General features: G+C 42.0%; 8 protein-coding genes and 1 pseudogene. 1 reads left to right on the top strand and 8 read right to left on the bottom strand.

Annotation, left to right across the window (positions count from 1 at the left end):
* Positions 1–129: 129 nt before the first annotated feature.
* The 6 genes and pseudogenes from QDN89_RS18120 to QDN89_RS18095 form a co-directional block, all read right to left on the bottom strand.
* Positions 130–1,016 (bottom strand): annotated as a pseudogene (locus QDN89_RS18120) (TIGR01777 family oxidoreductase).
* Positions 1,017–1,385: 369 nt separating this feature from the next.
* The gene (locus QDN89_RS18115; RefSeq protein WP_280771581.1) at positions 1,386–2,771 is read right to left on the bottom strand and encodes an MDR family MFS transporter; all 1,386 of its coding nucleotides are present in this window, start codon (positions 2,769–2,771) and stop codon (positions 1,386–1,388) included.
* Between the two features lie 349 nt (positions 2,772–3,120).
* On the bottom strand, positions 3,121–4,626 hold the full coding sequence (locus tag QDN89_RS18110; RefSeq protein ID WP_280771580.1) for a UDP-N-acetylmuramoyl-L-alanyl-D-glutamate--2,6-diaminopimelate ligase: 1,506 nt from the start codon (positions 4,624–4,626) through the stop codon (positions 3,121–3,123).
* A 431-nt stretch (positions 4,627–5,057) separates the two neighbouring features.
* On the bottom strand, positions 5,058–5,624 hold the full coding sequence (locus tag QDN89_RS18105; RefSeq protein ID WP_280771579.1) for a DUF4256 domain-containing protein: 567 nt from the start codon (positions 5,622–5,624) through the stop codon (positions 5,058–5,060).
* 159 nt (positions 5,625–5,783) lie between these two features.
* The gene (locus tag QDN89_RS18100) at positions 5,784–6,191 is read right to left on the bottom strand and encodes a hypothetical protein (protein WP_280771578.1); all 408 of its coding nucleotides are present in this window, start codon (positions 6,189–6,191) and stop codon (positions 5,784–5,786) included.
* Positions 6,192–6,393: 202 nt separating this feature from the next.
* Positions 6,394–7,290 (bottom strand): alpha/beta hydrolase family protein, encoded by an 897-nt coding sequence (locus QDN89_RS18095; RefSeq protein WP_280771577.1) that lies wholly within the window; start codon positions 7,288–7,290, stop codon positions 6,394–6,396.
* An 856-nt stretch (positions 7,291–8,146) separates the two neighbouring features.
* On the opposite strand from QDN89_RS18095, the gene QDN89_RS18090 reads away from it, so the two are divergent.
* The gene (locus QDN89_RS18090; protein WP_280771576.1) at positions 8,147–9,061 is read left to right on the top strand and encodes a ferric reductase-like transmembrane domain-containing protein; all 915 of its coding nucleotides are present in this window, start codon (positions 8,147–8,149) and stop codon (positions 9,059–9,061) included.
* A 208-nt stretch (positions 9,062–9,269) separates the two neighbouring features.
* Here QDN89_RS18090 and QDN89_RS18085 read toward each other — a convergent pair whose 3' ends face one another.
* Both QDN89_RS18085 and QDN89_RS18080 read right to left on the bottom strand, forming a co-directional pair.
* A complete protein-coding gene (locus tag QDN89_RS18085; protein WP_280771575.1) occupies positions 9,270–10,034 on the bottom strand; it encodes a hypothetical protein in 765 nt (254 codons plus the stop codon).
* A complete protein-coding gene (locus tag QDN89_RS18080) occupies positions 10,027–13,812 on the bottom strand; it encodes a DEAD/DEAH box helicase (RefSeq protein WP_280771574.1) in 3,786 nt (1,261 codons plus the stop codon). Before QDN89_RS18080 ends, QDN89_RS18085 begins: the two co-directional genes overlap by 8 nt.
* Positions 13,813–14,149: the final 337 nt, after the last annotated feature.

The raw sequence follows: 14,149 nt of genomic DNA, 5'->3' as shown, positions 1-14,149 counted from the left end.
AAATGGTTAGACGTGGATGTTATAGAATCTCTACCGGAGTTCTTATCACTGTAATGAATTTTATGTATGTTTTCACTGAATGAAATATCTTTCCTCAACCACAAGAACCGTCCCTCCGGTTACCACCAGTTACTTCAAGATATCTGCCAACGTCTCGTCAAGGGTGGGATAAGTAAAATTGTACCCTTCACGCTCCAACCTCTCTGGGATGACCCAGCGACTTTTCAAAACAAGTTCCGATTCTGTTCTTAGCATGCGTGTTCCAATAGCAAGCATCCATTCATACGCCGGTAAGCCGAAGGGAACATTCATGACGGTTCGAACCTTTTTCATAAGCTCTCTATTAGTGACTGGATTCGGAGCGGAACAATTAAAAACGCCATCAACGTCTTCTCGGTCTCTTAAGAAGAGGATGATGCCAAGAAGGTCTTTTATATGAATCCAACTGAACATTTGCTTTCCTGATCCTTGTTTTCCACCAAGCCCAAACTTCACTAAATTTCTGTACGGGGTCATGACGCCTCCACCTTCACCTAAAACAATAGCCATTCGCAAAGCTACTTGGCGAGTCTTTTGCAAACGGAAGTCGAAGAACGATTCTTCCCATGCTTTAGCTACCTCCACTGAGAATCCAGAACCAATGTCTCCATGATCTTCCGTCATCGGACGGTCCTCTGCATGTCTATAAATCGTTGCTGTACTTGAATTTATCCATAGTTTCGGTGGTCTCTCACATTTGTTTAATGCTTCACCTAAAATTTGCGTCGTTTGCGTTCTCGAATCAAAAATTTCTCGTTTATTTTTTTCGTTGTACCGGCAATTAACTGACTTCCCGGCAAAATTAATTAGAAGTTCAGCACCCTCCAAAGCTTTTATGACCGCCTCATGGTCACTCCAAGAAATGTGCTGCGACTGCCTAGAGATGATATGTACCTCATACCAAGCTCCATCAACTCTTTTTCAATATACGTACCGATAAATCCAGTACCACCAGCAAGAATAGCTTTTTGTTTCATCATGATCCCCTCCACTTTATTAAACCCTATTATTGCTCAAAAAAAATAGCCATAATTGTAGGTTATCACGTAACCCAGTTTACTAACAGCAAGAAACCAGAGGGGGAAACCAGGGGGACGGTTCCTCTGGTCGGTTGACCCCAGTGTCATGATTCCCTATAACTTTATTTAAATTAGCTACGAGGAACATCCACCCTTCTTCAAAAAAGGGTGGATGTTTGCTTGGATGAAACCAGAGATGGTTGAGAGGTTCGTGTCTGTATTTCTATCGGAGTTTTTATCAATAAAATGAAATTTATATATTTTTCAGTTGATGAAATCTCTCTTCCAACCACAAGAACCGTCCCTACGGTTAACGGTTACCTACGGTTACCTCTTTTTTGGATTTTTGATAAACATTGAGATCACAAAGCCAATGAAAGCAAGTGATGTTGCGACCCAGAATGAGATGTTCACCCCTTGAATCATCGCTTCGTTGTCTGTCACGCCATTTGCAGCAGATGCTGCTCCAACCGACATCATCGTAACGAGAAATGCCGTACCCAATGACCCACCTACTTGACGAAGCGTGTTGTTCATCGCTGTTCCGTGTGGAATGAGCCGTTCCGGAAGTTGATTTAATCCAGCTGTTGTAATAGGCATCATGACCATGGCCAAACTTAGCATACGAAACGCATGAACGGTCGTCATATATGCAAATGAGGTATCTTCAGTCAGCCTCGTAAACAGAAAAGTCATGACTGTAAGTAAACCCATCCCGCTGATGGAGAGCCATCTTGCTCCGACTTTATCAAAAATACGCCCAGTAATGGGGTTCATGATGCCCATCAGCAAAGCTCCTGGCAGTAACATCAATCCCGATTGGAAAGCAGTTAACCCTAGCATATCTTGCATATAAATTGGTAGAATCGTAGCTGCACCAATCATCGACATAAACACGACAATTCCAATGATATTGGAAAGGGTAAACATGCTATAACGAAACACTCGGAATTCGAGTATTGGCTCTTTTAAGTTCAGCTGACGGAAGATGAACCACGTGAGAGAAACGAATCCTATCGACATCGTCGCAATAACTTCTGTACTTGCCCATCCGGCAGCGCCTGCGGATCCAAATCCATAGAGCAGCCCTCCAAAACCAAAAGTAGACAAGACGATCGATAAGTAGTCAATTTTAGGAAACGTCTGTTTCGTGACGTTTTTAAGGACAAAATAAGCCGCAATTAAGTCGATAATCGCTATCGGTAGAACGATGTAAAACAAGGCTCTCCATGGGTATTGGTCAACGATCCAGCCTGAGAGAGTCGGACCGATTGCTGGTGCGAAAGCAATCACCATCCCAACAAGCCCCATCGCTTGCCCTCTTTTTTCAATAGGGAAAATCATAAACAAAACGGTTTGCATGAGCGGGATCATGATGCCTGCTCCGCTCGCCTGCACAATTCTTCCTACGATAAGTATTTCGAAATTAGGTGATACAGCCGCAATAAGTGTTCCAACAGCGAACAAACTCACCGCTGTCATGAACAGCTTTCTTGTCGTGAATTTCCCAATTAAAAAGGCTGTGATCGGAATCATAATCCCGTTCACAAGCATGAAAATAGTGTTCAGCCACTGCGCTGTATTCGCATCGATCCCCAGATCTCTCATAATCGGCGGAATAGCTGTGACAAGTAGCGTCTGATTTAGAATCGCCACAAACGTACCTGTAAGCAACACAGCTACGAGTGGCACTTTATTTATATTATCCGGCACGATCCTTCTCCCCTGTTCCCGTCCCTGTTTGGAATTTCTGCGCTAAATATCTTCTTTTATCATACGTAACTCTGTAGAGAAACGAAAGGAATTTAACCAGGGGGACGGTTCCTTCGGTTGAAAGGAGTGACATTATTCCCTATAACTATACTTTGAATAGCTAGGAGAAACATCGAGTCCTTCTCTGCATGGATAAAACCGAAAATGGTTAAGAGGTTGTATTATTATTTACAATTTTTTATCAAAGAACAGATTATTATGGGCTGCTCAGTAGACGAAATCTCAATTCTCAACCACAAGAACCGTCCCTTTGGTTCTGGTTCGCCTTTTTTCTCAAGTGATGCTCTGCTCACTTAGATGTCTCTTGAAAATATTTTTGAGAGTCGCTACTGTCCAAAAATTCTTTCACATGGTCATAATCATGATATGGAACTTTCTTCCCTTTAATTATTTGGAATTCTTCCATACATAGACCGGTTATTAAAATCAAATCTCCCTCTTTCGTGAGCCCCATTGCTTTCTTAATGGCTTCCCCACGATTTGTCACAGGATGAACGTTCTCTGTCGTAGTCTCAAACCCAGCTATCACATCGTTCACAATTACCAATGGATCTTCATCGCCAGGGTGATCAGCTGTTACAACAATCTCATCCGCTCTTCCCTCCACCGCTTTCGCTATAGGTGCCCGAAGAGATTTTTCTCTAATGCCAATACCAGTAATCATGATGATTAATCGTTTGTAGGGGATAGGCTTAATTGTTTCAAGTAAATTATCTAGAGCGTATGGAGTGTGAGAAAAATCAAAAATCATTTTTCGTTTTGGAAACTCAGGAATTAGTTCGAGTCTCCCTGGAGGACCTTCCAGTTTATGAAAAAGTGGCAGAATTTCTTTGATCGTTAACCCTTTTGCGAGACATACACAAAGACTAGCAAGGAAATTATAAATGTTGTGTGTACCAAGTGCTGGTATAAAAACATCATACAGTTGATCTTTAATAAGCAAATCAAAGGAGCTACCGTTCTCTGTAGCTTTCAGGTTTTTCGCTTGAACGGTAGCGGTATGATGAATTCCATATGTCCAAATTTCCCCTTTAAACGTAGAAAGAATATCCTTACTCATCCCCTCATCATCAGTATTGACTACTGCCACATTTGCATGATCAAATAACCTTAATTTCGCTTTCTTATATTGATCAAACGTTCCGTGATAATCAAGGTGTTCCGGCTTAAGATTGGAATGCACAGCAATGTCGAAATGTAGCCCATATAGTCTTTCTTGATCGAGGCCTATGGAAGTTGTTTCCATTACTACAGAAGAAATATCCCTTTTTCTCATTCGCCTTAAATAAGCGTGCAGGTCAGACGATTCTGGTGTTGTAGGTGTACTTCTGTGGAGCGATAGTGAGCTTCTGTGATCCCAAACACCCGCAGTACCTATAGAACCCGTTTTTATCCCTGAACCATTTAATAAGTTGCGAATATAAGCAGTAATAGTCGTCTTGCCATATGTACCCGTTACCCCAATTAAAGACATCTCTTTATGAGCATGGCTTTGTAAATAAGAGGAGTAAAGAGCAAGCGCTTTTTTAGGTTCTCTTACAAGAATAAATTGAACGTCAGAATAACGTTTTGCATTCTCTATCAATACATCCTGCTGGTCCCCGATAATCTGAACTGCTCCTTGTAACACTGCCTTCTCTATGTATAGATGACCATCTGTATTGTCTCCTTTTATGCAAACAAAACAGCCTTTATTCGTTATTTTTCTAGAATCATAGTTTATGTGAGTAACCTCTTTTGTAGCAGGACCAATCGTAGATAGTAACTGTTCTTTTAAAATTTGAGGAAGATTCATGTTAGGCTCCAATCATAAGTTAGGTATACAGAAGTTTAACATAAGTTACATATTCATTTACAGTATTTTACCCAAGAAAACAGACCACCAAACACCCATTATTAGGAAGATCAACTAAGGATGACCAAGGGAAAGGTTCGTTCGTTTGATAGGAGAGACAGATTCCCAATCATTTATGTTCTGAATGGCAACGAGGAACATCCATCTATCCATAAAAGAGAGTCCCTCATTGCATGTTAGAAAAGGAAAATGTTTTATTGTATAAGTATTTCTATCGGAGCTTTTATCAATGAGTCGAATTCTTCATCAGACGACCTTTCAAATTTCTACCTCAAGAAAAACGACCTAAACGTGAGCTATCATCACGTTTAGGTCGCTTGTTTCGACGGAATATCGATTTCCGACCACAAGAACCGTCCCTTTGGTTACCTTTATACCCTCAGCGAGCCACGGAATCCTCTTGCAGCATAGTAAGATTCTGCTCCATTATGGTAAACAAAGACAGTATCATAGCGACGGTCACAAAAGAGGGCGCCGCCAAGCTTTCTAACATTAGCAGGTGTTTTTACCCAGCTGGACGTTTTCATATCGAAATTCCCAAGTTTCTGTAGTTCTCGGAATTGTTCTTCCGTTAATAGTTCAATGCCCATAGCAGTTGCCATATCCATCGCGTTATTTTCTGGTTTGAATTTTTTCCTAGACTCTAGTGCTGCACGGTCGTAACAAACACTTCTGCGACCTTTTGGGCTTTCTGCTGAACAATCATAAAAAATGTATTCGTCCGTCTTATTATCATGGTCAACAACATCCGGTTCCCCTCCAGTTGCTTCCATTTCATTGAGTGACCATAGTTTTTCGGTATTCGCATCGAGCTTTTTTTGTACTTTATCCCATTCAACACCTTTATGTCGATGTCTATTTTTTTCAAAACGAGCTTTCAGTGTTTGTAGTAGTTCTTCCTGTTGTTCAAGTGACAACTCTTTGTTTTTATTTGGCATAGTGAGAGTTCCTCCTTGTTTTAGTTAACATTGTTTACCAATGTGAAACATACTTACCAAAAACAGTGCACACTTCGAAATGCTTAAATCACTTGGAATACAGCCATCAAAGAATGGTGAAAAACAGTTATTTTCACTATCAAGCTTACTATTTCACGATTATGATAATTTATCTTGCACTATATCATTAAGTTTAGAAAATTTAACTATTCCACTAATCGTTAATAACATCACAATAGATATAGAACTAATGACACTATATTCAAAGGTAATCATGTCGAACCAAACTATAATTAGTGGTATCATCATGACGATCGTTAACAAATAAGGGAAAATAAAAACAACGTAAACCCCTTTATTTTCTCTAAATCTAAAAAGAGCATTCCATTTCGTTTCATTCATATTGAAAATTTTCTTGATCGTCCAAATAAACAACAACAATACTCCAATATAAAATAACCCAGTTAGGACACTCAATAAAATATAAGAAATGAAAAATATGAGTAAATCCAAATCCATCCCGCCTTTTTCAAACATTTGAAGAATATAACTCATTAATTCAAACATTTTGGCCATGCGTCAATGAAAAATAACAAATCGAAATAGCCAATTATCTCACCTTCTATGTCATCAATAATCGTTTTGTCGATAGCTCAATTTAACTTCCATATTAGGTTGATTAACAGTTAGAGTATGACCACAAAAAAATCCAGTCTATCTGATTTCCATCATAGCTCCCTCAATCCTACAAAAGTTAGCGCCTACCTTCCTAAACCATTTCCCGTGTCCATCTGAAAAAATCTTTGATCATCTTTGCAAATTCTGGACTCGGCTTTGATTCAATCTCATCCCACGATTGGTATTTTCCCGACAGCGCAAAGCCGTGGTTCACTCCTGGTGCTATCAAAATATAATATGGAACCTTGACGCCTGCTAATAATTCGTGAGCCAACGGTTCATTTTTCTCCAATGGCACCAGATTATCATTCCCAGCAAACCCAAAGTAAGTGGGTACATTTATGTTAGGGATCGTTTCTCTCGCATCGTAATCAAGGATGTAACTTAAGTAGCCTAATTTCCACCCTTTGGAGAACGTTTTATATAAAATAAGGTAATTTTTATACAAAGGAAGGATCCATTTCGCTAAACGGCGGTAGCCTCTCATCATCAAGTCCGTTTCCATATTATCTATCATTTGTTCTATCACACTATAAGCAGGCCCCGCGATGCTGAGGGTAGATTTAATGAGATCAGGATGACGAGAAGCAAGCAATTGAACGACCCATCCCCCCTGGCTATGACCTACCACACTGATCTGGTTGGCTAAGATGTCAGGTCGCTGCTTCATGCACTTCAACACATCAGCTATATCATCCGCTCTGGCGTAAAAGCTCTGTTTTTTCCAATTCCCTTCCGAACGACCGGCCCCGCGCTTATCCACTAACAGCAACGCGAATCCTTCTGCAAGACAAATATCTGCAAGCGTGCGGCAAAAATAGAAATTCTCTTTTTGCCAGTCAATCTCGTATGTTAACCCGCCAGATCCCGTCACGAAAACAATCAACGGATACGACGTAAGTCCCACCGGTTTAAATAGATGGCCACTCAAAGTCATACCATCTGCCATCTTTAGTTTTACTGCTTCCCCCTGCTCCAGTCCAATCATCGACTTATCCTCCAACTAGGGGACGGTTCCTCCGGTTGCCCTGAGTCTCATTTCCCCTATATCCTATGTTTAGATTTTATACTAAAAACTTCCAACATTCTATAGAAAGAGAGGACCCATTGTTTAGATGAAACCGATAAATGTTTTGAAGTGTGTGGTAGTCTCCCCTAATTTAAACCATTCCTAATAAGACGAAATTTCATCGGATAGAAATTCTCACCTATGATGACGATCAAGATGAATGGGTCTGTTCAAATGAAAAACGACTCCTTTTCTTAAATGAGGCGAAGCAAAAAACAGAGAATGGGTCCCCATCAACGAAACCAGTTTACTGTTGTACCGAATGTCACGCTTGCCCTTTTCAGGAAATCTGTGAAAAAGGCAACGATACAAAACCATTAAAGTATGATTAAAGAATCAGGAACAAAGAAAAGTATCAAAATGTGTGTTTATTAAAAAACTTCACAAAAACTTCAACAAATCCAGTTAATATATATACGGTGGTTATATTGTAAATGATTTGTGGTGTTAAAATAATAGGATGAAATGAAAGTTGAAACTATAAAACTTTAAATCAATAAATGACCCTACTTCGTCCATTGTAGAACTTAGGTAGCTAGGAGGAATATTGGACCACTCAGTTGGGTGTCTATTCTCTTGCTTTTGATATAATCCTGACAGTGTACAAGACTTGTGGTAGGACTCGGTATTGATGCCGTAAATGGAAAAGAGAAAAGAGGAAATTATCTAACTATGTGGTTCGAGAGAATATAAGTTATTTAGAACGTGGATGATATAACAGGAAATGAGGAGGAGGAGATTTTAGAAAGATTTATATTATGAAGGGAGATAACATATGTTACAAGGTATAAAAAGCAAAAAAACAGTTTTCTTTCGCCACATGTGCGTTGCTTTTATTTCTGCTCTTCTAGTTTATTTGTTTTATCTATCCTATTCGGCATGGGGAGTTCAACTTGCTTTGTGGCCTGACTGGGGGGAGGACCATCCTTTTTGGCGAGCTTGGGCACATGCTGCTTTTGTTCTTCTTTTCTTTGCGCTTGTCATATCACCTGCTGCTACGATCTACCAGCCTATTAAACGGTTTATCACTTGGAGACGAGAACTCGGAATATGGTTTGCAGTTCTATCGGTAGGGCACGGTTATGTTATCTGGGATCGTTGGGCACAATGGGATGTGGCAAGATTATTCGGATTTGAATATATAGAAGAAGTGGGTGGCTACATTCTTTTCCGACCGGAAGTTGGTATAATGAATATGATGGGGCTCGTCATGGCTCCTATGATTATCTTATTGGCAGTTACTTCCTTTGACAAGGCGGTGAAAATACTTGGTGTATCTTCGTGGAAATGGTTACATACCACATTAATTAATGTCATTTTCTATATCGCTATGCTTCGAGGTGTACTGTATCTATTTTATTTCTTTCAATTTTCGCCCCCTAACTGGAGAGAGTATCCTACGATTTGGTTCTTATATGTTTTTCTCGGAATGGCGGTTTTTATTGTCATACTCCAGGCAGCAGCTTTTGTTAAGACGGTTCTTCAAATCAGAAGTCGTGGAAAAAAGAATGGTGTATTTCAATTAGTCTTCGTGATCTTTGTAGCTGCAATGTTTGTCATGCCGATAGTACTTATGGTAGGAACAGTGTTGTATTTTGACAGCCGAGCAATCAAAGAAGATCCTGTAACTATTGAAGAAGTTCCGATACATAATTATGTTCATATCCAACCAGAAGACCAGCAAACATAACCTTGGATTTTTTTGTGCTGGCCCCAACGCGATGTTGGATAAAGCATTTACCTTTTAGAATGAAGTAAAAAGTGAAAATACTTTTAACACCCACGTAGGATGCAACGTGGGTGTTACTTTGTCATATCTAGATATTTCTTTTTACAGATGCGTCATAAATCGATTCAACCACTTCTTTTAAAGCACTGGGGTCAGGTACCATAAAAAATCACTCTGTCTCTTCCTTCTCCTCCATCCACCTCTTTCTCCATTCCACTCGTTCTTCTTCTTCGATTTGTTTCTCGAGCTTATCATCCCAACGTTCGAGGCATGTATTCCAGACGCGAGCGTAAAAAATATCCTGGTCTTTATTGTACAGTTGAAATTCCAGGCATGGAGCGTATTCGACAGTCCGCTTCTCAAAACGATGAACATGAGCGACGATCGTTTGAAAGTCATTTTCATCCAAACGATTTTCTTGCTCGGAAAGAACCTCCAAGATTCGCTCGTCATCTTTATCAAGTTCGCCGACCTGCTCATACCGATAAACCGACCATTCTTTATCCGTTTCCGTCTCATTCGATTTCTCCGACCAAAATTCATCATGCGCGGCACTGTAAAAAAGTTCCGTCCATTCTTCATCCAATTCTTCTTCAATAATGCCGGACTCTAATTGCTCTCGGCCTTTACCGGTTAACTTAAAAATAGATTTTTCCAATCGGATCAAGCCCCAACGCTGCATTTTTTTCATTAAATCATCAATGAACAGCTCATCAACCAGCAACATTTCCGTTAAATTAGCCGCACGGCGGATGTCCGTTTCCTCAAAAGCCAGGAGCATCATTTTTATCAGGATATCCATTTTCGACCGCTTCACCCGAACAAAGGATGCATCATAGATGTTCACCGGGATAGACCAACCCGCCGTATCCTTGATTTCGACTGCCGGATTTTCGAGCAATTGAGCCCGCAACTGATTCATAAGTTTATCCATACTGAACCACCCCTTCCAGCGTGCGCAGGCCGTCTTGTTTTTTGACTGTGTCTAACACATGTTTATACATTTGTCTCGTGTCTGCTTGTTTCGCCTTTTCAATAAACATGCGTGTACTGCCGATTAGCACGAGCATTTCCTTCGCTCTCGAGAGGGCGACATTTAACCTGCGATAGTCATTGGCAAAGCCGATATCCGCCTGTTTTTGATCATGGTTTCGCACCATGCTTAACAGGATGACATCCATTTCCATCCCTTGAAAACGGTCGACGGTGCCTGTCCTAATGGTCAAGTGATTCAAGCGAAGTTCTTGATGAATCAACCGGTCGATTTTTTTAACTTGCTCCCCGTAAAAACTAATGACGCCAATGCTTTTCATCTCATCAGACCTCATTCGACCCGCTTCCTTCGCCTCGGCGGTGGCTTCATCCAATTCCGTCAGCAACTGCTCAATCCTTTTCAATTCGGCAGTATTATACAGACTTTTTCCGCCTTTCATCCGTTCTTCGAAAAATCCAGCTTCATTGGGAATATCAAGCCATAAGAGGTGATTCTCTCGCTGAACAAGCGATGATTCCAGCAAGTGATCCCGCTCAGAATCTGAATCGGGCAGACCACACTGTAAACGGTCGTTTTCCTGTTCGTAAAACGGCGCGATGGCTTCCATAATGTTTTCGTGCATACGATATTGAATCGCCAGCATCGTTTTGTTAGTGGTCGGCAAGTTTTTGAACAATCGTTCAAATAGCGACTCTTTTAACAGCTTTTTTAGTTCGACTTTGCCTTCGAAATTGTCATCATCGTCCGCCATTTCCTGCAAAGTCTCTTCTAGCGTATCGTTCCCTAATAGGGGCGGTAGCTGGTGGTGGTCGCCGACTAGGATGATTTTCTTTCCTTTTAGCATCGGTAATAGGAGTTCTGGTGGGGTCGCTTTCGATACTTCATCGATGATGACCACATCAAACTCGGGATAGCTGTCGATGAAATCTTTTCTGGCCGACGCCACACACGTCGTTCCAATCACGTTGGCATGTTTCACATAGAGCTTGCGAATTTCCTCGAGATCGTGTTCATTTGCTTCTTCTAATAACGAAAGCCATTGCCCTTGAATTTTCTGGAAAACAGGCAGTCTTTCTTGTTCCCTCTTTAGAGAATCCCATTTATATGAAAGACTCACCATTTGTTTTAATCGTTCTTCATGCTCCTTCTCTGGTTCAGTCTCCAATAGCTCTTGTATAGGGGCCTGCTCTTGTTCCTTTTCCTTGATGACACTTCGCCATTGTTCGAGTTGCTCCTCGATTTCGCCCAACTTCTCCTTCTCTAGGTGCAGCCGAGACCTCTCTTCTTCTTCTTTCTCGCGATTAGCTTCGAGATGTGCTTGCACGCCCATATACTGCTCGATCTTCCCCTCCAGTTCAACCACTTTTTCTTCCATTTGAGGTAGTTGCTCTTGTGCGTTCGGAATGCGATGGGACGTTTTCAACATGTGCTCCAGCTTCTCTTGCATGGACTGAAGCTCAGCGTTCTCGGCGTTCATCTCCTGCTTGTATTTTTCATGAGAGGAGTGGTTTCCTCGCTGTTTGTATTGGACTTGATTTAGCATTTTTTGCTTGATTTTTCCAAAGACGTCGATCGCCGCCTGTTTATTTGTCTCGAAGGACGTTAACCGTTCGCCTTTTTGGCGGACGAAGTGGCGTCGGCGATACAATCCTTCCAAGTCAGCGGCAAGCATCTGCGCGGAGAGCTGTTGACCCTTCAGTTTCATTCTTAATTCCTCTATAAATTGATCGATGTCCTCTGCCGTATAAGCGTTCAAAGCATTCTTCGCTCGTTGTTGAATTGGTGCAACGGGGATGCGGTGCTCGGTCAATCGCTGTTCAACAAAGGAAATCGCCTTGGTTAGCGTGTCGTGGTAGTCCTTTAATTTTAGGAATTGGCTCATTTCTTCGCGGATGTCCTTGATTTCTTGAAATAACTGCTGGAGCTCCATCGACCGTTCCAGCTTCTGTTCGAGAATCATCCATCTTAGCGAATCCACTTGTTTAGCGTCTGTGACTTTTGCGATGAGTTCGTCTGTTTGACGGATCGTTTCGGCCAGCTTTTCAGATTCTGCCTTTGCTTGATCCAGCGATTTTTTTCGTTCGCGAATTTTGTCGTCAAGCTCTAGAACTGCAATGCTTTGTCGTAGCTCTTGCATTCGTTGTTGATGATCCTCGATTTCCTTTTCCAGTCTGCAAGGTTCTGGTTCATCGCGAAGAAAGGTGTCGTCTTTTTCAATCGCTTCCGTCAACCCAAGGAGAGTTTGTTCGAGCTCGTCGATTTCGGCCTTGACCTGTTGCTCTTCTTTCACAGCCTGATCGACGTTCACTCGATGTTCTTTAATGACCGAATCCAAGTCATCCCATTGCTTTACCGCTTTCTTTTTCGCTTCAATCTCCTGTTCCAACCGTGCAAGCACGGGCTTTAGTTGCGCTTGTTCTCGTTCATTCTCTGCCCACTCTGTTTCCAAGTCTTGTTCTCGCTTTTGTCGTTCAGAAAATTGCGTGGAGACTTCTTGTAACGTATGGTCCTTCCAATACTGACCGACGTTTTCTTCGATGAACTTTTTGCCTTCTTCTTCAATGCTTTCCGTTCGTCCGACTCGGAGAATGCGAATATCTTTGTTTTGCAACAATCGACCGAGGGCATTGTCGACGGCCAAATTGGACTGGGATGCCACGAGTGTCCGTAAGCCTGCTCTCGCGTTTTGCAGGCAGATTTCAGAGATGACGGTGGTTTTTCCCGTTCCAGGCGGCCCTTGAATCGCGTACAAATCTTCTGCAGCGATCGCCCCCGCGACAGCTTCTCGCTGAAAGTCGTTCAATTGATTATGAAACGTCACCGGAGCGATTTTTTTCAACGGTTGAACGGGGGGCTTGTTCTCGAATAATAGTTGCTCGAGCTCAGGGTTGGCAGCGAGGCCCTGTTCTAGATGCTTGAACCCTTGCCGCAACCGCTTCACTTGGCTTAAGGCCGCGAAGTTACTAAAGACGATTTCCTTTTGAGGAAGATCCAATCGCTGTTCCCTCGCTTGTTGCTCCATAACTTTATTCAGTTCCACTTCCACCGTGCCTGCAGAGCGTTTAGCTTTTAAAACTTTGCCGATGTCTTGGTCCAGGCCCTTCAATTTGACGCTTAGACCTTTAAGAGACTTCCATTCCTTCTCCCCTAACTGGCATCCCGTGATCGTGACACGGCTGAAATCCCCATTGAACGTCAGCCCTGAGTACCGCGTGACCATATCAGGAATATCGGCGGCACGCTCTTGAATGTTCAAATAGCCTTCCCAACTTGCGATCCGCTTCTTCACGTACGAGGAGCTTTCCTCGGCTATAGGCATGTCATGAAGCAAGCTGAGGAAGTCGAGGGGCACCAACGCGCCTCGCTGTGCAGTTAAATCAAATGTGAGATCGACGGATTGACGCCAGTTTGTTCGGATTGATGCACGGGCCGATTTCGTCGTTACATTCGTCACGATAAACCGGTCCTTCTCCACCACACAATGAAGAATGACCACAAGCCCCTCGTAAGTTGCGGCCACTTGTTTGTTTTCTAGATAATCAAAGTACATGGCGACAGAAAGAGGACGATCTTCTGTCTGAGGATATTTTTCTATGTATATACGAAAGGATTTCTCCAACGAAAAAAAGGAACGCTCTATCCCGAGCCCTTCCATTTTGTCCTTCGCCTTATTCGTTAAAACCAATGGACAACGATATGTTTTATTAATTGCCTTCATTATACGTCACCTGCTTGCTACGAGAATGCCTCATAAGAATCTGACTTGCATTATGTCATTCGGTTATGGTTTCTACCAATACTAGATTATAGCATAGGATTGATGAAAGTTTTGAAGATTGAAGTTTTTGTCTCCCATTCCTCGGAGGGTCGGCCAGCTTCTTCAGGCTTGTGGTCGAAAAAGGCGACTGATCCCCAGGGTATTTAAACTGGACGTCGGTCACTTTTACTAAAACACCAAAAAGCGCGCTCCCATTTAGGGGTACGCGCTTCAAAATCAAGTAATTCTCATCCCGACTTGATCTATTAGGAATCCAAATTTCGGCAAACGAGCCAAA

Origin of the sequence: Salipaludibacillus daqingensis (assembly GCF_029891575.1) — a bacterium.
Classification (GTDB): Bacteria; Bacillota; Bacilli; order Bacillales; family Salisediminibacteriaceae; genus Salipaludibacillus; species Salipaludibacillus daqingensis.
Note: the sequence above shows the minus strand (reverse complement) of the source record. Positions and strands in the feature narration are given on the sequence as shown.